General features: G+C 67.4%; 17 protein-coding genes. 8 read left to right on the top strand and 9 right to left on the bottom strand.

Going from position 1 to position 20997, the window contains the following annotated elements; all coding sequences use genetic code 11:
• Positions 1-1557, bottom strand: coding sequence for a GGDEF domain-containing protein (locus EV653_RS23940; RefSeq protein ID WP_134105927.1), 1557 nt, complete (start codon positions 1555-1557; stop codon positions 1-3).
• 207 nt (positions 1558-1764) lie between these two features.
• On the opposite strand from EV653_RS23940, the gene EV653_RS23945 reads away from it, so the two are divergent.
• Positions 1765-2574: a TIGR03619 family F420-dependent LLM class oxidoreductase gene (locus tag EV653_RS23945; protein WP_134105928.1), complete on the top strand. Its 810-nt coding sequence runs from the start codon at positions 1765-1767 to the stop codon at positions 2572-2574.
• On the opposite strand, the gene EV653_RS23950 is transcribed toward EV653_RS23945, so the two are convergent.
• The 8 genes from EV653_RS23950 to EV653_RS23985 form a co-directional block, all read right to left on the bottom strand.
• Complete coding sequence (locus EV653_RS23950; RefSeq protein WP_202871803.1) at positions 2561-3043, bottom strand: NUDIX domain-containing protein; 483 nt, start codon at positions 3041-3043, stop codon at positions 2561-2563. The two genes, EV653_RS23945 and EV653_RS23950, sit on opposite strands and share 14 nt — an antisense overlap.
• Before the next feature lie 216 nt (positions 3044-3259).
• The gene (locus EV653_RS23955; protein WP_134106734.1) at positions 3260-4564 is read right to left on the bottom strand and encodes a cytochrome P450; all 1305 of its coding nucleotides are present in this window, start codon (positions 4562-4564) and stop codon (positions 3260-3262) included.
• Between the two features lie 317 nt (positions 4565-4881).
• A complete protein-coding gene (locus EV653_RS23960) occupies positions 4882-5676 on the bottom strand; it encodes a DUF2785 domain-containing protein (protein ID WP_134105930.1) in 795 nt (264 codons plus the stop codon).
• Positions 5677-5850: 174 nt separating this feature from the next.
• Positions 5851-6615 (bottom strand): hypothetical protein, encoded by a 765-nt coding sequence (locus EV653_RS23965; RefSeq protein WP_134105931.1) that lies wholly within the window; start codon positions 6613-6615, stop codon positions 5851-5853.
• 1 nt (position 6616) lies between these two features.
• Positions 6617-7609 carry an ABC transporter ATP-binding protein gene (locus EV653_RS23970; protein WP_134105932.1) on the bottom strand — a complete coding sequence of 331 codons (993 nt, stop codon included), beginning with the start codon at positions 7607-7609 and terminating at the stop codon, positions 6617-6619.
• Between the two features lie 270 nt (positions 7610-7879).
• Positions 7880-9082, bottom strand: coding sequence for a DUF4142 domain-containing protein (locus EV653_RS23975; RefSeq protein ID WP_134105933.1), 1203 nt, complete (start codon positions 9080-9082; stop codon positions 7880-7882).
• A gap of 124 nt (positions 9083-9206) precedes the next feature.
• Complete coding sequence (locus tag EV653_RS23980) at positions 9207-11510, bottom strand: sodium-translocating pyrophosphatase (RefSeq protein WP_134105934.1); 2304 nt, start codon at positions 11508-11510, stop codon at positions 9207-9209.
• A gap of 224 nt (positions 11511-11734) precedes the next feature.
• The gene (locus EV653_RS23985; protein WP_441294978.1) at positions 11735-12094 is read right to left on the bottom strand and encodes an STAS domain-containing protein; all 360 of its coding nucleotides are present in this window, start codon (positions 12092-12094) and stop codon (positions 11735-11737) included.
• A gap of 174 nt (positions 12095-12268) precedes the next feature.
• Between EV653_RS23985 and EV653_RS23990 the strand changes: the two genes are divergently transcribed.
• The 7 genes from EV653_RS23990 to EV653_RS24020 all read left to right on the top strand — a co-directional run bounded on the left by EV653_RS23990 (position 12269) and on the right by EV653_RS24020 (position 20952).
• Positions 12269-14578 carry a DEAD/DEAH box helicase gene (locus EV653_RS23990; RefSeq protein WP_166679535.1) on the top strand — a complete coding sequence of 770 codons (2310 nt, stop codon included), beginning with the start codon at positions 12269-12271 and terminating at the stop codon, positions 14576-14578.
• 38 nt (positions 14579-14616) lie between these two features.
• Positions 14617-15018, top strand: coding sequence for a hypothetical protein (locus EV653_RS23995; protein WP_134105935.1), 402 nt, complete (start codon positions 14617-14619; stop codon positions 15016-15018).
• Positions 15019-15335: 317 nt separating this feature from the next.
• Positions 15336-16103 (top strand): ricin-type beta-trefoil lectin domain protein, encoded by a 768-nt coding sequence (locus EV653_RS24000; protein WP_166679536.1) that lies wholly within the window; start codon positions 15336-15338, stop codon positions 16101-16103.
• 592 nt (positions 16104-16695) lie between these two features.
• Positions 16696-18126, top strand: coding sequence for an extracellular solute-binding protein (locus EV653_RS24005; RefSeq protein ID WP_134105937.1), 1431 nt, complete (start codon positions 16696-16698; stop codon positions 18124-18126).
• Complete coding sequence (locus EV653_RS24010; RefSeq protein ID WP_134105938.1) at positions 18126-19034, top strand: carbohydrate ABC transporter permease; 909 nt, start codon at positions 18126-18128, stop codon at positions 19032-19034. The genes EV653_RS24005 and EV653_RS24010 overlap by 1 nt, the downstream gene beginning before the upstream one ends.
• Positions 19031-19852: a carbohydrate ABC transporter permease gene (locus EV653_RS24015; RefSeq protein ID WP_134105939.1), complete on the top strand. Its 822-nt coding sequence runs from the start codon at positions 19031-19033 to the stop codon at positions 19850-19852. Before EV653_RS24010 ends, EV653_RS24015 begins: the two co-directional genes overlap by 4 nt.
• Positions 19852-20952, top strand: coding sequence for an ABC transporter ATP-binding protein (locus EV653_RS24020; protein ID WP_134105940.1), 1101 nt, complete (start codon positions 19852-19854; stop codon positions 20950-20952). Before EV653_RS24015 ends, EV653_RS24020 begins: the two co-directional genes overlap by 1 nt.
• Positions 20953-20997: the final 45 nt, after the last annotated feature.

The raw sequence follows: 20997 nt of genomic DNA on the forward strand, positions 1-20997 counted from the left end.
TCACCTATTGCGGCGCTTGTCCTCGTACAGGCGCACATCCGCCCGCGCGATCAGTTGGTCGACACCGAGCCCTTCGGCGGTCGCGGCGTACCCGAGGCTCAGCCCGAGCCGGCGCAACCACGGCTTGTCCGTCGACGCCGCGATCGCCTCGACGGCGGTCCGGATCCGCTCGGCCAGCTGGGCGCCGCCCTTGGCGTCGGGCTGGTCGAGGACCACGAAGAACTCGTCGCCTCCCGATCGAACCACGGCATCGGTCGCTCGCGCCTGTTCTACCAGGAGATTTGCCACAACCTGCAGCAATTCGTCCCCGCAGGCGTGCCCGAAGGTGTCGTTGACGATCTTCAGGTTGTCCACATCGATGGCCAGCAAGGTGACCGCACGCCCGGAGTCACGGGCCGCGGTGAGCCGCTCGTCCAGCGCGCGGCGATTTCCTACGCCGGTCAGCGGATCCTGCCGCGCCGCATGCCACTCGGCGTCGTGCCGGGCCGGGAGATCGTGCACGGCAAGCGCATGCCGTACGGCGTTCAGCGCCCGCTGCCGCTCTTTCCACCACCCGCGCGCCACCGAACGCGCGTACTCCAAGCCCGCAAGGGCTCCCGGAGTCCCGTCGAGCGCATCGATCTCCGAACGGATCTGCAGGACCAGCACATGTGTCGATGGGTCGGCCAACGGAATCAGATCGGCGGCCGCCCGGTCCGCCGCGGCTTTGGCCTGGTCGAGCTTTTCCTGCGCCTTCAGGGCCCTGGCCAGGTACGCGCCGGCGATCGCGAGCCGCTCGGTCTCGCCGACCTTGCTCATCTCGTCGCGGATCTCGGTCAGCTCGGCGACCGCGTGGTCCGAATCCTCGGCAGTTGTGGCCGCAGCAAGCCACAGACGGGCACTCAGACGCCAGAACTCCTGGCTCTGGTCGTCCACTATCACCCGCTCGGCCTCGCGCGCCCAGTACGCCGCTGAGGCCAGGCGCTCCTCGATCTCCCTTGTATACAAAGGATCGCCGAGCCGCTCGAGCTCATGCGCCCAGCGCAGGTACGTCTCGGCGAGGTTCAAACGATCGATGGCCTCGGACTCGGCCAACTCGAACACGTCCGCGTCGAGCCCGGTCGCGAGCTCGTAATGCGGGATGCAGAGCTCGAACAGCCGGAGGACGTCGTACGCGTAGCCGAGTCCGGTGTGGGCCCAGGCGGTCAGTCCGAGGTCCTTGGTCCGGCTCAAGGCGGCTTCGGCTGCGACCAGGTCGTTCACGGTATCGCCGCCGCGGCCGCTGCGGGCGAGGTTGATGATGCGGATCGGCAGGGCGTTGGCTTCCCAGCCGGGTTCGTCGATCGCCCGGGCGACCTCGATACAGGCGTCGACGGCCCGCAGCGCCTCGTCGGCGTCGCTCGCATAGTGAGCTGACACGCCGCGCACGTACTCGACGGCGGCCAGCCGGTAGCTCGGCTCGTCACCCAGCTCGGCCCGGATCGCCTCGAGCTCGGCGGCCGCGATCACATGGCCACCCGACTGGGCGGCGGTCATCGCGGCGGCGATCCGGGCGGTCAACTCATCGCCCGTCGCCATCTCGCCAATGCCCATACCGCCGACGGCCCTTCCCCATGTTCCGTCACCCGCACTTCGGGCCGGACCGCCCATTGTGACCACCCACCCCGCATCCTGTCACGACCCGATCCGGCCAACGGCCACCTAGTGCCACAAAGACACTACTCACGAGAACCGTCAGTGCAGCAATTTGCGTTGCCCCCAGGGGCAGGGTTCTAGGGTCGGCGGGTGAAATTCGCCGTCACTTACAGCACGCCGGGGCAGGGGATGGATCCGGAGCGGCTGGTCGAGTTCGCGCAGCACGCTGAGGCCTGCGGGTTCGAGGGGTTGTACGTGCCTGAGCACGTCGCGCTCTACCGCGGCGCGTCCTTGGGCGGTTTCGAGCTGCCGACGACGCTCGAGTACGCCGATCCGCTCGACCTGCTCATGTACGTCGCCGCGTCGACCGAGCGGCTCCTTCTAGGCACCGCGGTACTGCTGCTGCCGTACCACCACCCCGTCACCCTCGCGAAGCGCCTCGCCACGATCGACGTACTGTCCAAAGGCCGGATGCGCCTGCTGACCGTCGGCCTCGGCAGCCTGCCCGGTGAGGCCCGCGCTGTCGGGGTCGACTTCGCGACACGTGGACGGCGTACTGACGAGGCGATCGACGTACTGCGCTTGCTGTGGTCCGGCGGACCCGAGGGTGTCAGCTACTCAGGCGAGTTCTTCACGTTCGAGAACGTGACCAGCTACCCACACCCGATCGCTCCCCTCCCCATCCACATCGGCGGCTCGTCCCGCGCCGCCGCCCGCCGAGCCGCCCTTCGCGGCGACGGCTACTTCCCAGGAGGAGCACTCCCACCCACGGAACGCGCAGCCCAATGGGAACTGGCCCGCTCCGGCCGCGACAACTTCGAGTACACCCGCTGGGCTTCAACTGACCTGACCCCCGAAGCACTCACGTCGTACGAACGCCAAGGCGTCACCCGCCTGGTCATCAACCCCCAATCCCTCGACGACCTCACCCACTTCGCCCACCACCTCAACCTGCCCTGACCGGCTTCCCGTTCACGCAGAACCAGGTCGAGCCGTCGCTCGCGGCGGTCAGCGCCACCTCGATGCGATCAGCCAGCAGGGGCTTCACCAACCGCCGAGTCTCCGTCGGGTCATAGAACCCGGCCGACACGATCTCGCCGTCGGGGAACCTCAACGCGTCGACCTCGGCGTCGCTCAGTACGCCGCCGTCGAAGAGGAACACAATCCCCTCCGGCCGATGCTGCTGCGTGCGCACATGATCCACGACCAGCAACCGCCCCACGGGCTGCTCCCAGCCCAACTCCTCCTGCAACTCGCGGGCTGCCCCGTCCCAGGGCGACTCGTCCGCTTCGACGGACCCTCCCGGGATCTCCCAGTTCACCTTGTACGACGGCTCAACCAGAAGCACCCGCCCGTCAGCCGCCCGAAACACCGCCCCTGCCACAACCCGCTTCCGCGCCAACCCAGCCACATACTCCGCATCCGTCACATCCGAAATAGACGCTCCGCCCCTCATCGGGGTTCGGCGTGGGTCTGGACACCTTGTCGGGGCCTGTGAACAGGGCATGACGTGTCCTAGGCCCCCATCGCCTGTCCGAAGTCACGCCGAAGTGACCTGCGCTGAGGCCCGCCGGCGGATACCCCACAAACAACTCTGCCTCGCCCGGGTGGGGCGAGGCAGAGTGCGATCACAGTTGCGGTGGCGTCAGACGGCGGCCTGGTTCGTGGACGCTGCGTGGAGATGGACGGGGAGGGATTCGACGCCGTAGACGATGGAGAAGTCGCGGAAGCGGAGTTGTTCCTCGGGTACGGCGAGGGACAGGTCCGGGAAGCGGTGCGCCAGCGCGCTGAACGCCGCGCGTAGCTCCATCCGCGCGAGCTCCGCGCCGACGCAACGATGCATCCCGTGGCCGAAGGCGAGGTGAGCTGCGGACACCGTACGGCGGGGGTAGAAGTCCTCGGCGTCCGCGCCGAAGATCTGCTTGTCGCGGTCCGCACCGGACAGCGACACCGCGACCAGGTCGCCCTTCTTCACCTGCTGGCCGAACAGCTCCTGGTCGTGCCGCGCGAACCGCGGGAAGGCGACCTGAACAACCGTCAAGTAACGCAGCAGCTCCTCGACGATCACGTCGACCGCGCCCGGCTCGTTCCGGATCATCTCGAAGTTCGCCGGGTCGCGCAGCAGCACCAAGGTGCCGAGCGCGAGCATGCTCGCCGACGTCTCGTACCCACCCAGGAACACCCCGTCAGCAAGCCCGCCCAGCTCGATGTCGTCCAGGTCGTCACCCTGCTCGCGGATGATCGACCCGATCAGCCCGTCGCCCGGGTTCGTCCGCTGCTTCCGGACGATCTCGAACAGGAAGTCCCTCGACTCCGACGCCGACCCGAACACCCCGATCCCGCCACCGGACAGGTCGAAGCGCGCCGGCCCAAGCGCGCGGAAGCGATCGCGGTCCTGCTCCTCGACGCCGAGCAGGTCGGCGATCAGCAGGAACGGCACATTGAAGGCGAAGTCCGACACGATGTCGACGACCGGACCCTTCGCCTCCATCTGGTCCAGCTGGTCGTTGACGATCTTCTCGATCGCCGGCTCGAGCCGGGCCAGCTTGCGCTTGGTGAACTCGGGGGTGAGCAGCTTGCGCAGCCGCGTGTGGTCCGGCGGATCGGTGAAACCCAGCCCGCCGATACCCTCCGAGGGCTTGTTCGGGTCCGAGCCGACCAGCGGCCGGATGTCGTTGCTGAAGTTCGTCGTATCGGCGAGCACGGCCTTCGCCTCGGCATGCCCGCTGACCACCCAGACATTCAGCCCGAACAGGTGGGCCAGCTTGTGCACCGGCTCGGTCTCCCGCACCTCCGCGAGCTCCGGCACCGGGTCGAGACCCTGCCGGCGCAGCGGCATCGAGACCGAGCTGGGAAACATCCGCATCTTCGACAGGTCGAGACCACCCTTTCGGGTGGTCCTACTGAGAATGCGGTTGCCGACCCATCTCTTCAGGTATGTCGCAACCATGACTTCCACGCGCCCTCTCTAGAACCCGCTGCCCCCGACGGCTTTGTACCTCAAAGCTAACCTCGCCGGGGACCAGATCTGATGGTGTTGGCACTACTCGGGTAGTGGCGTTGGCACCACCATGGGAGGGGGCCATGGCCTGCCAGCAGAGACCTTGTCACGGACGAGCCCTCTACTGCCACCTGACTTCACCTGTACTCCGCCCTGGATCTCGACATGCCGTTGCTCGGGGAGGATTCAGGGAAAAACGAGACGAAAGTCGGATGCGTCCTACCCCACAAGGTAGTTGCCCCGAGCCCTGCATTACCTGAGAGCGCTCAGAGATAGTACGGCGTGATGATCCGGAACACGTCCGCCAGCTTCGTCTTGACCTCTTCGCGGTGCGGGACCGGCGTGAGCTTTTTCTCATCACCGACCCGCACACCGTGATCGGCGAGCACGTATACAACCCGCAAAGTCCGGACGGTGTTCGTCACCTCGGGAGTGATCCCTTCGGCCGGCGGGTTCGAGAGCGCGCGGATCGCCGGGTCGAGCCAGTCGACGGCGTCGGACTCGGTCAGGTCCTCGCGCGTGAGCGTCGCGGCCAGGGCGTACCCGAGCCGATCGTCCTCCATGTCCCGCAGCACGTACGACGTGGGCGTCAGCAACCGCCCGATCCCGAGCCGGAGCATCTGCATCGGCTCGACCGCCGCGTGCAGCCCGAGCGTCCCGAGCAGGTCGGCACCGTGCGCCACCGCGTGCAGCCAGCCGAGCTTCTCGTCGTACCCGCGCAGGTCCTCCTCGGCGACGTACCAACGCTCGAACGGCGGGACCCAGTGCGGCTCGAAGACCCCCGCGGTCACGATCGAGTCGAGGATCAACGGCACGAACGTCCGCACCTGGATCTCCGGGTCGCCGAGCCGCGGAACCAGCTCGTCGCCGAGCGCCCGCAACCGCTCGGCCGTCAGCACGCCGCGGCCGATCCAGGTCGCGAGGACGGAGTACCCGTACCGGTCCCGTACGACGGGATCCGGTGATCGCAGCATGTCCACCAGCTCGGCCACCAGCTCACCCGTGGAGCGGCCCTCAGGGACCGCGTAGCCCGCCTCGCGCACCTGCGCCCAATCGGTCATGCGCGGCACCGTAGACGCTCGCCGGGCCAGCCGCCAACCGTTGATCAACAGGAGAAACGGCCCGCGGTCCATCCGGTCTCCCGGATGTACCACGGGCCGTCGCGGCCAGGACCCCTCAGCCCGACCGGGCTCCCTGCCCCGGCCAGGGCCCCTCAACCTCGACCGGGGTGGCTTCTACGCGTCGCGCTTGCTCGCCGAGAAGAGGGCGATCGCCATCAGCGCGGCCGCCCAGCCGGCGAAGTACAGCAGTGCCCACCAGGGGCTGAGAGCGAAGTCGCTGCCCCCGGCGCCCGCGCCGGCCAGACCGAAGTCCTGGCCCTGGTTCAGGAATGAGCTGCCGTTCGCGAACGGCGCCCACTTGGCCAGGTCGTCGCCGACCTTGGGGATCAGGTTGACCAGGTTCTCGACCAGCAGCGGCCAGAGGATCAGGATCGCGATCGCGCCGGCGCTCTGCCGGATCAGGATGCCGACCGCCACCGCGATCACCGCGGAGATCGCGAAGACCAGGCCCTGACCGGCCAGCAGCCGCCACTCCGCCCCGGTGTTGATCGACAGGTCGGCGTTGCTCGCGAACAGGCTGCCGACGCCCCACGCGCCGAAGGACGCGATCAGGCCGATGACACCGGACAGGAACGCGACCACCGCGGTCTTGCCGAGCAGCAGCGCGGCACGCTGCGGAACGGCCTGGAAGCTGGTCCGGATGGTGCCGAACCGGTACTCCGTCGTGACGGCCAGCGCGGCCATCACCATCATCACCATCTGGCTGAGCTGCGCGCCCGGCTGGGTGATGAAGATCGTCGCGTGCTGCTCGTCGGCGCCCTTGAGGAAGCCGGTCGTCAGCGCCGCGAACCCGACGGTCAGCACGGCGGCGACGATCATGCACCACCACGGCGAGCGGGTGGAGAAGAGCTTGATCCGCTCGACAGTGATCACCGACATGTCAGTTGTCCTCCTTCGGACCCGCAGCCACCTCGGCGCCCGACGGCGCGTCGAGCTGGGTCACAGCAGCGATCTCGTCGTGCGCGTGGTACTCGACCGAGTCACCGGTCATCTGCATGAACGCCTGCTCCAGCGAACCGCGCTGCAGCGTCAGCTCGTGCAGCACGATGCCGTGCGCGGCGGCGGCCTCGCCGACCTGGTCGGTGGTCAGATCGCCCTCGACGAACAGGACCTTGCCCTCGTTCTCGACGTCCTCGATCCGGGTGACCATCTGCTGCTCCTGCAGTACGCCGGCCAGCTGGTCGAGCTGCGGCGTACGGACCTTCACCGTCGTTCCGCTGGCGCGGTCGACGAACTCCTGCGTCGTGCTCTGCGCGATCAGCTTGCCGCGGCCGATGACGACCAGGTCCTCGGCGGTCAGCGCCATCTCGGACAGCAGGTGGCTGGAGACCAGCACGGTCCGGCCCTCGTCGGCCAGCCGGTGCATGAACGTACGGATCCAGACGATGCCCTCGGGGTCGAGGCCGTTGACCGGCTCGTCGAAGAGCAGCACCTCCGGGTCGCCGAGCAGCGCGCCCGCGATACCGAGCCGCTGCGACATACCCAGCGAGAAGGCACCGGCCCGCTTGTTCGCGACGGCGGACAGGCCGACCATCTCCAGCGCCTTGTCGACGGAGTCCTTCGGCAGCTTGTTGGACGCTGCCATCCAGGTCAGGTGCGCACGCGCCGAGCGGTTCGGGTGCACCCACTTGGCGTCCAGCAGCGCGCCGACCTTGGTCAGCGGCCTGTGCAGATCCCGGTAGCGCTGCCCGTCGATCGTGACCTCGCCGGACGTCGGGGTGTCGAGTCCGAGGATCATCCGCATGGTGGTCGACTTGCCGGCCCCGTTCGGGCCGAGGAAGCCGGTCACCCTCCCGGGTTTCACCTCGAAAGACAGGTTGTCAACGGCAACTGTTGCGCCGTATCGCTTGGTGAGGCCCTTTGCCTCGATCATCGCCGTACTCCTCTTTCGGTGGCGCACCTGGTAGTGGACTGTGTAGCACTCAGTATCGAGGTCTCCGGGGTCGGGATCATCGGACCCCGGGCGGATCCGGTGTGTCCACCCGTGGGTTGATTCTGCCGTCCGCCGGACTCCGCCTGCTATCGGTTAAAGCCCTGACCACGACCCCGACGATCCCCTATCCACGGGTCTTCCCACATCAGCCGAAAGTCGACGGGCGGCCGTACTTCGGTCGGTCGCAGGTGGGAGTGACTACCAAACGGCTCAGACCACCGGCACGCCGTACAGCACGAGGTTGTGCGAATAGCGATGTGCTTTGTGGTCGTACGAACCGGTGCAGGTGACCAGCACCAGTCGCGGCTTTCCGGCGCCCTGGAAGAGGTCGCGCGGCAACGCAGTCTGCAGGTAGGTGCGCCGGGCCACGATCTTGTACCGGTGCACGTGCCCATCCCCGCCGGTCACCGAGACCTTGGCACCGACCGGTACTTCGGACAGCCCCGCGAACACCGCGCGCCCGGACCGGGCCGTGTCTACATGGCCGGCGAGCAGCACAGTGCCACCGTCCGAGCCAGGCGCAGCACCGGCCGCCCACCAGCCGACAGCATTGGGCGATGTGGGCATCTGCAGCTGGCCGTCGGTGCCGGTCGCGACCGCTTGCACCGGTGCGTTCTCAACACCCTGCAGCTTCAGCCGGACCGGTGGGATCGCAGCTTCCCGTTCTTCCGCGGAATTTCCGGCCTTCGGGACCTGCCCGGCATTACCGGGCTGACCTCCGAACACCATCAGGAGCCCCGCGCCGATCAATGCAAAACCAAGGAGCCGCCGCTTCATCGAGATCGCCTTGCCGAGCAGCAGCAGTACTCCGATGCCGAGCAGGATCAAGGCCGCACGCGAGCGGGCCTTCTGGGCGTCGGCCACCTGGCCGCCGTCTCCGGTCGGCACTACTGGCTTGCTCGTCACCAGGTGGCAGGACGGCGTCACCATGTCCAGGTGCATCTGCACCACCGGCTTGGCGCCGTCGGCCAGTGACTCGACGGCGGGCGACGCGCTCTTCGGCACGTCGCCGTCGATCAACGCCAGGTACTCCTGGTGCAGCTTCCGCTGCAACGCGAGCCAGGACGCGTCGTACGCCGGGCTGTTGGCCTTGGCTCCGAGCGCGTCGAGTTCCTCACGCTGTGCCGGTGAAGGCAGGGTCGCGAGCTTGATGCCGAACCGGCCGGCGAGCTCGGACTCCTGCGCAGCGAGCCTGAGGTGATCGCGTTCCATCAACGTGCCGACGCCTCGCACGCACGAGCTCTGGCCGTCGGCATTCGCCGCGTGGGCCGCCTGGATGATCGTCAGGTTCAGTTTGTGGGCGGTGTTGAGATATGTGACATCGGGCGTCGCAGCGTTCGCGGACTGCGCCGTACCCACCAGGCACGCCACGACAAGAAGCAGGAAGGCGATCGCCGAGCGACGGGGAGACATACGTGGTGCCACCTCCCGCGCAACGGACGTTTCGTCGTACTGACAGTAAAACGGCGACCGCTCTGGGTCCAGACATGTGAAACGGCCCGCCGAATCGACGGGCCGTTTCAACAGCTACTACGGACTACGCGGCCGCGTTCACCTCGGCCGGGGTGTCGGAGATGACCGACTCCCGGCGCTTGGAGACGTAGACCGCGGCGGCCAGGATGACCACCGCGACGACCGCGATGATGATCCGGAGCGCCTTGTTCGGGTTGTCGCCGATCGCGGACATCCCGACGACGGCCGGAGCGATCAGCACCGAGACCAGGTTCATCACCTTGATCAGCGGGTTGATGGCCGGGCCGGCGGTGTCCTTGAACGGGTCGCCGACGGTGTCACCGATGACGGTGGCCTCGTGAGCCGGCGAACCCTTGCCGCCCCAGTTGCCGTCCTCGACCAGCTTCTTGGCGTTGTCCCAGGCACCACCGGAGTTGGCCAGGAAGACCGCCATCAGCGTGCCGGCGCCGATCGCACCGGCCAGGTAGCCGGCCAGCGCCGCGGCGCCGAGGCCGAAGCCGACGGCGATCGGGGCGGTCAGCGCGAGCAGACCGGGCGTGGCCAGCTCCCGCAGCGAGTCCCGGGTGCAGATGTCGACGACCTTGCCGTACTCCGGCTTGCCCGTCCCCTCCATGATCCCGGGGATGTCGCGGAACTGGCGACGGACCTCGTAGACGACCGCACCGGCGGCGCGGCCGACGGCGTTGATGGCCAGACCGGAGAACATGAACACCACGGCCGCACCGAGGATGATGCCGACCAGCGTGCCCGGGTTGAAGACCAGTGCTTCGGCCTCGAACTTCGGGTAGTTGTCGACCAGCGAGGTCCGGATCGAGTCGGTGAACGAACCGAACAGCGCCGTCGCGGCCAGCACGGCGGTCGCGATCGCGATGCCCTTGGTGATGGCCTTGGTGGTGTTGCCGACCGCGTCCAGCTCGGTCAGGATCTGGGCCGCCTCGCCGTCGACGTCACCGGACATCTCGGCGATGCCCTGCGCGTTGTCGGAGACCGGACCGAAGGTGTCCATCGCGACGATGACGCCGACGGTGGTGAGCAGACCGCAACCGGCCAGCGCGATCGCGAACAGCGCGACCACACCGGAGCCGCCGACCAGGAAGGCGCCGTACACGGCCGCCGCGATCACCACGGCGGTGTAGACGGCGGACTCGAAGCCGACCGAGATACCGGACAGGATCACGGTCGCGGCGCCGGTCAGCGAGGTCTTGCCGACATCCCGGACGGGCTTGTCCTCGGTGCCGGTGTAGTAGCCGGTGAGCGCCAGGATGACGGCCGCCAGCACGATGCCGATGATCACCGACACGGTCGCGATCAGCCGCGGGTCGCCGTCGTACGCCGCGATCGTCGCGGTGGCGCCGGTCAGGTCCTTGAAGCTGCCCGGCAGGTAGACGAACGCCGCCACCGCGCAGAGCACGGCGGAGATGATCGCGGAGATGTAGAAGGCCCGGTTGATCGTGCGCAGGCCGTTCTCGCCGGTCCGCGGACGGGTCAGGAAGACGCCGATGATCGCGGTGATGGCGCCGATCGTCGGAACGATCAGCGGGAAGATCAGGCCCTGCTCGCCGAACGCGGCCTTGCCCAGGATCAGCGAGGCCACCAGCATCACGGCGTACGACTCGAACAGGTCGGCCGCCATACCGGCGCAGTCACCGACGTTGTCGCCCACGTTGTCGGCGATGGTCGCCGCGTTGCGGGGGTCGTCCTCGGGGATGTTCTGCTCGACCTTGCCGACCAGGTCGGCGCCGACGTCAGCGGCCTTGGTGAAGATACCGCCGCCGACACGCATGAACATGGCGAGCATCGCGGCGCCGAAGCCGAAGCCCTCGAGCACGGTCGGGGCGTCACCCTTGAAGAGCAGCACGACCAGCGCGGCGCCGAACAGGCCGAGGCCCACGGTCGCCATGCCGACGGTTCCACCGGTGCGGAACGCGACCCGCATCGCCGGGTTCCGGCCCTCGTCGCGGGCAGCCGCGGCGACCCGGACGTTGGCGCGCGTCGCGAGCCACATGCCCAGGTATCCGATCGCGGCGGAGAAGCCCGCACCGACCAGGAAGAACACGGAGCGGAAGATCTTCAGCGTGGTCTCGTTGCCGCCGTCGGTGTGAGCCGGCAGCAGGAACAGCAGCAGGAACGCGACAACGGCGAAGATCGACAATGTCCGGAACTGCCGGTTCAGGTACGCGGACGCACCTTCCTGAACCGCCGCGGCGATCGTTTTCATGTTCTCGGTGCCATCGTTCGCGGCAAGCACCTGGCCCCGGAAGACCATCGCGATGACGACCGCGAGGATCGCGATCACCCCGACGACGATCACCAGTGTGGTGTTGCTCGACGAAAGATCCACCGCTTGTGGCACAAGCCGTGCGGACATCCGTCCTCCTTGTAGGCAACCCATCCAGGCTTGACGGCCCCCGTCTGCCGCAACCGAAGGGTTGGGGAATACGACACAACGCCAAAGGACTGGCGCGGTGGGCTACTCTAACGGGTTCCCGACCAGACCTGACGACAGGGTGGTCTACGCCATACCCGGGTGTCTGAGCAAGCAGCTCACTCTTCGTAGCCCTGCGGACACCTTTTCGCTTCGAATCGCCCAGGTCAGATCGCCGAGGCGACGTCCGGGTGGATGTCGAACACCTTCGTCAGCCCGGTGATCCGGAAGATCTTCAGCAGCCGTTCCTGGGTGCAGACCAGGGACAGTGATCCGTCGTGGGTGCGCACCCGTTTCAGCCCGCCGACGAGAACGCCGAGGCCGGTGGAGTCCAGGAACTCCACGCGTTCCAGGTCGATGACCAGGTCGTAGACCCCGTCGTCGACGAGTGCGGCGATCTTCTCGCGGAGCTTCGGTGCGGTGTAGACGTCGATCTCCCCCGCTACCTCGATGACGGTCCGCCCGCCCTCGGCGCGCGCGGTCAGCGACAGATCCACTTCGGCCTCCGATCCCGTGAACTGCTGCATTCAACCATGTACGGACCGTGAGTAAGACCCGCTACCGAAAACTCTTTCATCTCGCCAGACCGAAGTCGATTCCCCTCCCCAAAAAGCCGTGTGCATCCGACCGTGCACCACGCACGTGCATTCTCAGCTCGTCCTCAGCAGATTGCTGTCCGTGTAGCGCACTAGGCTCACGGTATGCGTGCAGGTGGTGAGGCCGAGGCTGTCCTGAAACGCCTGGCCGCTGGTCGTGACGACCGGTTGACGCATGTCGAGTCCGTGCCGGCGCGATTGGGGCAAACGTGTGATTGGCCGCGCTGGGTCCCGGACGAGGTGCTCGGCCAGTTGCGCGACGCCGGCATCACTGCTCCGTGGACCCACCAGGTCGCCACGGCCGAAGCGGCGTACGCCGGGAAGCATGTCGTCGTCGCGACCGGGACCGCATCGGGCAAATCACTCGGCTATCTGCTGCCCGCCTTCGCAACGCTGAGCATTGCGCAGGCAGCGTCACCACATCGCCGGACGGCGTCGGTGCTGTACCTGTCTCCGACGAAGGCGCTGGCCCACGACCAACTGCGCGCAGTCTCGTCGTACACCGTGCCTGGTCTCCGTGCGACCACGCTGGACGGCGACTCCGAGCGCAGCGAGCGCGACTGGGCGCGCGACCATGCGACGTACGTGCTGAGCAACCCGGACATGCTGCACCGCTCGGTGCTGCCGAATCACCAACGCTGGGCGCGTTTTCTGGGCTGCCTGCAGTACGTCGTGGTCGACGAGTGCCACCACTACCGCGGCGTCTTCGGTGCGCACGTCGCCGGAGTACTGCGGCGACTGCGCCGGGTCTGCGCGCAGTACGGCGCTCATCCGATCTTCATCTGCGCTTCGGCGACTGTCGCCGAGCCGGCCGTGTCAGGCGAACGCTTGACCGGTCTGCCGATGGTGGAGGTTGTCGAAGACGGCTCACCGCGCGGCGGCATCGCCTTTGGTCTCTGGGAGCCGCCACTGACCGCGATGCACGGCGAGAACGGCGCACCGGTACGGCGTTCCGCCACGGCCGAGGTGGCCGACCTGTTGAGCGATCTGGTCGTCTCCGGTGTCCGGACTGTTGCCTTCGTCCGTTCGCGCCGGGGTGCGGAGTCGGTCGCGCTGACAGCCCGCGAGAACCTCGCCGAGGTCGACCCAACCCTGATCGACCAGGTGTCTGCGTATCGAGCCGGCTACCTGCCGGAGGAACGTCGACGGCTCGAGGGGATGTTGCAGAGCGGCGAGCTGACTGGGGTTGCGGCCACCAATGCGCTCGAGCTGGGCATCGACATCGCCGGACTCGACGCCGTCCTGCTCTCGGGCTGGCCTGGCACGCGTGCATCGCTGTGGCAGCAGGCCGGACGCGCTGGCCGAGCCGGTGGGGATGCGCTGGCGTTGCTGATCGCGCGCGACGACCCACTCGACACCTATCTGGTGCGTCATCCGCGCGCCATCTTCGGTCGACCGGTCGAGGCGACCGTCTTCAATCCGGAGAACCCATACGTCCTCGGGCCGCAGCTGTGCGCGGCCGCGCAGGAGGTGCCGCTGACCGCGGACGACTTCGAGATCTTCGGCAGTACGACCGAGTCCGTCATCGCCCAGCTGGTCCGGCAGGGTCTGCTGCGCGAGCGACCCCACGGCTGGTTCTGGACGCGCCGCGAGCGGGCAGTCGACGCCATCGACATCCGATCGGCCGGCGGGAAGACCGTGCAGATCGTGGAGGACCAGACCGGTCGGCTGCTCGGCACGGTCGACGGCGGCTCGGCGCACTCCTCGGTCCATGAGGGCGCGGTCTACGTCCACGCCGGCGAGTCGTACCTGGTCCGGTCGCTCGACCTCGAGGAGCACGCCGCTGTCGTCGAGCCGGCGTCTCCGGACTACACGACGTTCGCGCGGGACACGACGGAGATCAGCATCCTGGCGACCGAGGAGACGTGTACCTGGGGGACGGCGGAGCTGTCGCGCGGCTGGGTCCAGGTGAAAAGCCAGGTCATCTCGTACCAGCGCAAGCTGATCGCGACCGGCGACGTACTCGACGAACAGCCGCTGGACCTGCCCGAGCGCACACTGCGGACCAAGGCGGTCTGGTGGACGATGCCCGACACCGCGGTCGCCGACCTGGGCCTGTCCGACGTACCGGGAGCTGCGCACGCGGCCGAGCACGCGTCGATCGGCCTGCTCCCGCTGTTCGCCACCTGCGACCGCTGGGACATCGGCGGCGTCTCCACCGCCCGCCACGCTGACACCGGCTGCCTCACCGTCTTCGTGTACGACGGCCACCCCGGCGGGGCCGGCTTCGCCGAACACGGGTACGCCGCGGCGCGCGAATGGTTGACCGCGACACGTGAGGCGATTGCACACTGTGATTGCACGGATGGATGCCCGTCGTGCGTACAGTCGCCCAAGTGTGGGAACCAGAACAACCCACTCGACAAGAGCGGCGCGGTGGCGCTGCTCTCCGCATTGCTCAGCAGTGAGGCCTGAAGGGCCGGCTCGAACGGCCGGCAGAAAGGCAGCTTGCCATGGCCGTCCTCGGAATTGTTCTGATCGCCCTCGCGGTGCTGTTCGGCCTGGGCGTCTCGGTGTCCTCGACCGCATCCACCAAGCTCGAGGTCTTCGGCGTCGACTTCGGCGTCTCGGTGCCAACTGTGTTCTTCCTCGGCGCCCTGGCCGGTGCCGCGCTCATCGTCGGGCTCTGGCTGGTGAAGAAGGGTCTCGGCCGCGGCTACCGCCGGCGCAAGGAGATGCGTGAGCTGCGCGCCCAGGCGACGAGTACGCCGAGTGACACCGTCGGCGGAGAGGTCACAGAGGGTGACACCGCCACGCCCGCCCTCGAGACCACCACGGATACGCCCGCGGACGACCGTCTGGCCACCGAGCAGGAGCTCGCACCGGACCCCGGTGAGACCAAACAGCCGCACTGACCACTCTGTTGCCTACGGCATCAACTGCACCGCGGAGCTACCGGAATATCACCGGATTGCCGTAAGATCTCGATCACCTCACAGCGGTCGCACGGCGACCCGGCAGCCCGATTTCGATGCCTTGCGCAACGAGATTCGGGTGGCAGTTAGTTGCCATTGGCATCAAGTTTCGCAAGATCGCCATAACCTCCTCCGCGACACCTGTGCCTTACTTGTTGTGGCGTCAACGTCGCGCTGAGTCACTGCCGGCGTACCGGCTGCGCACGGGGTCCCGACGACCTGACGCCTGCGAGATAGCACGACCTCTGGAGGTTGTCTTGATCATCCGTAAGCTGTTCAGCCGCACCGGCGTGGCAGTCCTCGCGGTCAGCGTCGCACTCGCCACCGCCGTACCGGCCCAGGCGGCGAACCCCGTCTCCGGCGGTTCGAAGACACCGGGCGTCACGGTGGGCGTGGCACAACAGATCGCCACTCGCTCCGACACGCGCTACTGCCTGACGTTCGTCGCGGCCGCCAAGGTCCCGATGGCCGTCATCATGGCGTGTGCTCCGGGTAAGGAGGGCAAGACCCAGGAGTGGATCTACACCGAGTCCGGCCAGCTGCAGGTCGCGATGAGCAAGAGCGTCGGTGGCGCCCTTGCCAAGACCGGAGCCTGCCTGGACAGCGGTGCGGACCTGGCGAAGGTTCCTGCCGCCGCGCCACTACTGGTGCTGCCCTGCCGTGACGGCTCCGGGCAGAAGTGGAGCTACGACGAGGGCGCGGGCACGTTCGTGAACGCCGCCAGCGGTCTCGCCCTGACATCGCTGCTTGGCAAGGGGAAGGCCAAGCAAGCGCAACCGACCGGCAGCATGAGCGCAGCCGGCACGCCGATCCAGGCGTGGTCCGGGCTTCCGGTGCCGAGCCTGGACATCCTCGGCGCAGTCCTGGCGCTCGTGAACGCGCTGCTGGCGTCGTTGGGCCTGGCCCTGCCGCTGCCGATCGCGGGCGCGGCAGCCAGTCTGCTGTCGCTGCTGCGGCCGCAGCTGCCGATCCCGGCCCAGATGACGGTGCTGCCGAAGCAGATGATGCAGCTGGCCCAGAGCTGACCTGAGGAGGTTCCAGCCAGACAGACGGTCGGCCCCGACATCATGTCGGGGCCGACCGTTTCTCTCCTTCGAATCGACGTGAATCTTCAGTTGTGTCTGGTGAAGCGAACGACGGCCACTCGATGCTCGGGGATGACTTCGGGAATCCCCGCTGCTTGCGCGTCAGCGGGAGCCCGGCGTCGTCGTCACCGCTCGACCGTCAGGTCCGCAGCCGTCACCAGGCGGCCGCGGTCACCACCAACACCAGTGATGGCAGTGATCAAGCAGGTCGTCGAGAAGGCAAGCAACTCCGTGGAGCAGTCCCATGTCTGTCACCTCCGATCCACTAAACCGGTCGGCAAGACAGTAGCTCCGAATCTCACGCTCTGTATCTAGTCAACTACCTGTTGCCACAGAACCTTGAGCATCCTTTAACTTTTCCGCAATGCGTACCGCGGAATCCCGGCTTGACAGGAAGCACTTGGTTGCCTACAGCACCCGTCAACGTTCACCCAGGGTTGGGAAAAAGTCTTCACATAGTCGTTCGAGAGTGACAATCTTTGACCGGCATGTCACTGGCACTGTCGCCGGACCACTTTCGCTAGGAGCCTTGATGCGATCTCTCTCGCGGTTGACCACCGCCGGCGTCCTCGGCGCCGCCGCCCTTGCGCTGCTCACCGGATGCCTCGGCTCGTCCGACAAGGGCAGCAGCGGCGGCCAGGACGCGAACCGGAACGCCGACGCCAAGAAGGTCGAGCTGACCATCGGCTCGAACTCGGTCAAGGGCGGCAAGAGCAGCGCCGGGGCGACGTTCCTGTCGGACGTGCTGATCCCGAAATTCGTCGCCGACCAGAAGGGCAAGGGCGTCGACGTCACGGTCAAGTTCCAGGGCGACGGCTCCGACGACGAGGTCTACAAGCAGAAGCTGTCGCTCGACCTGTCGAACAAGTCCGGACCGGACCTGTTCCAGATCGACGGGATCTGGGTCGGCGAGTTCGCGCAGGCCGGCTACATCAAGCCGCTCACCGACACCGTCGGCGACGCCGCCAAGGTGAACGACTGGGACGGCTGGAAGCAGATCCCGGAGTCGGTGCAGGCACTCGGCAGCTACAACGGCCAGCGGTACGGCGTACCGGGCGGCACCGACGGCCGGGTGCTCTACTTCAACAAGAAGCTGTTCCAGCAGGCCGGTCTGCCGGCCGACTGGCAGCCGAAGTCGTGGGACGACATCATCTCGGCCGGCCAGGCGCTGAAGAAGCTGCCCGGAGTGACGCCGATCCAGATCAACGCCGGTACGGCGATGGGCGAGGCGACCACCATGCAAGGCGTGCTGCCGCTGCTGGTCGGCACCGGCGCGACCGTCAACACCGACGGCAAGTGGCTGGGCAACACCCCGCAGCTGCGGCAGGTGCTGGACTTCTACCACCAGATCTACAGCACCGGTCTGGGCGACCCCGTGCTGCAGAAGGAGGCCAAGGGCCGGGACAAGTCGTTCGCCGAGTTCGCGGCCAACAAGATCGGCATCCTGGGCGAGAGCGACTACTTCTGGCGCAGCGTGGTCGAGCCCAAGGAGGGCGTCGCCAAGATGGCCGACCGCGACACCGCGGTGGGCTGGGCGCTGATCCCGGCGATGAAGCCCGGCTCGGGCGTGAAGGGCCAGGACTTCGTCTCGATGTCCGGTGGCGGCGCGACCGTGATCAACCCGAACACGAAGTTCCCGCAGCAGGCGTGGGAGCTGCTGCAGTTCATGAACTCGGCCGACATGGTGAAGGCGTCGCTCGACGGAGCCGCCAAGATCACGCAGCGGTCCGACGTGAACAGCGAAGTACTGGCGAGCGACCCGATGCTGAGCTTCATCGCCGACAAGGTCCTGCCGATCACGCAGTTCCGCCCGGGCCTGGCGGAGTACCCGAAGATCTCGGCGGCACTGCAGCAGGCGACCGCGGACGTGGTGGCCGGTAAGAGCACCGACGCCGCGGCATCGGCGTACCAGAAGGCGGTCGAGACCGCGGCCGGCAGCAAGGACAAGGTCACCAGTAACTGATGACTTCCGCATCTGCTCCCGTGCGGGGGCGTACTCCCGCACGGGATGTCGCGGGGCTCGGCGTCGGCCGGGCCTTCGGCTTCGTCGCGCCCGCGTTCCTGCTGATCGGGGCCTTCCTGATCTTCCCCGCGCTCTGGACGATCTACATCGGCATCACGAACTACCGGCTGACCGGCGTCGAGGCCGTGTCGCCGTCGATCGTCGGGTTGTCGAACTACACCAAGGCCTTGAACGACGCGCTGTTCCACAACGCGTTGTGGCTGACGATGGTGTTCGTCCTCGGTTCGGCGATCATCGGGCAGAACGTCCTCGGCTTCACGCTGGCCTGGATCATGCGGCGTACGCGTCCCGCCGTACGCCGTACCGTCGAGGCCTTCGTCCTGCTCGCGTGGATCCTGCCGTCAACGGTGGTCGCGTACCTCTGGGTCGCGTTCTTCGACCGGGACGGCGGGACCTTGAACGGTCTGCTGGGCACACAGGGAACCGCCTGGCTGATCGACTACCCGATGGCCTGCCTCGTGGTCTTCAACACGTGGCGCGGTACGGCGTTCTCGATGATGCTCTACTCGTCCGCGCTGCAGGCCGTCCCGCCGTCGCAGCTCGAGTCGGCGCGGATGGTCGGCGCATCGGGCTGGCAGACGCTGCGGGACGTGGTGTTCCCGCACATCCGCGGACACGTGCTGACGAACACGCTGCTGATCTCGCTGTGGACGGCGAACGACTTCTCGCCGTTCCTGCTCACCAAGGGCGGGCCGAACCACGAGTCCGAGACGGTGCCGGTGTACATCTACAACGTGGCGCTGCAGGGCGGTGAGCTCGGGTACTCGTCGGCGATCTCGTTCCTGCTGCTGATCGCGAACCTGCTGGTCTCGCTGGTGTACTTGCGACTGCTTCGGAGGCGCTCATGAGGCCGGACTTCGTCGTACGACGCATCGGGTTCTACGTGCTGATCTGCGCGATCACGCTGTTCTTCGCCGTACCGATGCTGTGGATCGCGTCGGCGCCGTTCGACGCTTCGCCGGGTCTCGGCGTGCACTGGCCGGACTGGACGCTGGAGAACTTCCGGAAGACGCTCGAGCATCCGTATGCAATGCACTCGATGGTCAACTCGCTGCTGATCTGCGTGACGACCGCTGTTGCCGTGACGGCGTTCGCCGCGCTGGCGTCGTACGCCCTGTCGCGGGTGCGCATCCCCGGGCGGGACGCGTTGCTCTACGGGTTGCTGCTGTTGTCGTCGGTGGTCACCGGTACGGCGGCGATGGTGCCGATCTTCGTGATGATGTTCCAGCTCGGGCTGATCGACTCGCGGTTCGGCGTCGCGCTGGTGATGACCGGCGGATTGTTGCCGGCAGCAATCTTCATCCTGAAGGACTTCGTCGATGCGGTGCCGAAATCCTACGAGGAGTCGGCGCGCGTCTTCGGCGCGTCGACCGGCCAGATCCTGCGCGACGTCGTACTCCCGGTCGCACGGCCCGGGCTCGCGACGATCATGGTCTGGGCGTTCGTCAACTCCTGGGGCAACTTCCTGGTGCCCTTCCTGCTGATCCGGTCGATCGAGAAACAGCCCGGTGCGGTGCTGATGCAGACCCTCACCGACGAAGGCGGCAGTGTGAACCTGCAGGTGCTGCCGGTGTTCTCGCTGCTGTTCTCCATCCCGGTCGTCGTGCTGTACCTGTTGGTGAACTCGCGATACGGGTTCCGCTTCCATGGAGGGATCAAGAGCTGATGGCGGGCATCGACATCGAAGGCCTCGCAACCGTCTACCCGAACGGCGTCCGCGCCGTCGACGGGCTGGACCTGCACGTGGCCGACGGCGAGTTCTTCGCCCTCCTCGGCCCGTCCGGTTGCGGCAAGACAACCCTGCTCCGGACGATCGCCGGTCTCGAGGCGGCGACCGAGGGCACCGTCCGCATCGACTCAGCCGATGTGACGCGCCTGGAGCCGGGCAAGCGCGGGGTCGCGATGGTCTTCCAGGACTACGCGCTCTTCCCCCACATGAACGTCTCCGAGAACATCACCTATCCCTTGAAGGTACGCCGGGTCGCCCCGGCCACCCGCTCCGGCGTTGCTACGCGCACCGCGGGCGAGCTCTCCTTGCAGGGCTTGCTGGAGCGCAAGCCGGCGCAACTCTCCGGCGGCCAGCAGCAGCGTGTCGCGCTGGCCCGTGCGATCGCATCCGAGGGCAAGGTATTGCTGCTGGACGAGCCGCTGTCGAACCTCGACGCCCGGCTCCGCCTCGAGGCCCGCACCTTCCTGAAGAAGCTCCAACGCGACCTCGGCATCACCACGGTCTTCGTCACCCACGACCAGGCCGAGGCCCTAGCCCTCGCCGACCGCATCGCCGTCATGGACTCCGGCAAGCTCCGCCAGTTGGGCTCGCCCCGCGAGGTCTTCGCTCGCCCCAGCAACACCTTCGTAGCCAACTTCATCGGCTCCACCCCGATGAACCTCCTCCCCGGCAAGGTGACCTCCGAATCGGACATCAGTGTGGTTTCCGTCCCGGGCGGTTCCTTGCCTGCGGCAACGGTCTCGGTTCCGGCCGACGCCGAGGTGACGGTAGGCATCCGACCCGAGTACCTGACCGTCGCGTCGGGTGACATCAGCGGTCCCGCCCTTCGCGGCGGCGTTGTCGTCGCCGAGAACCTGGGCACTCAATCCCTGGTCACCGTCGACTGCGACGGCACACTCGTCGGCGTCACCGTCCCCGAAGAAGCCGAACCATCCCCGGGCAGCGCTGTAGTCCTCACCGCCCCCGCCACCCGGGTCCTCCTCTACGACCGCGAATCCGGCGAACTACTGGCCCGCCAACCAGCCCCCGTCGCCTGATGCCCACCTCGCGCCGCTACCGCCCGACGACGAAGAGCCGGGAGA

Origin of the sequence: Kribbella pratensis, assembly GCF_004365355.1 — a bacterium.
In the GTDB taxonomy this organism is placed as follows: domain Bacteria; phylum Actinomycetota; class Actinomycetes; order Propionibacteriales; family Kribbellaceae; genus Kribbella.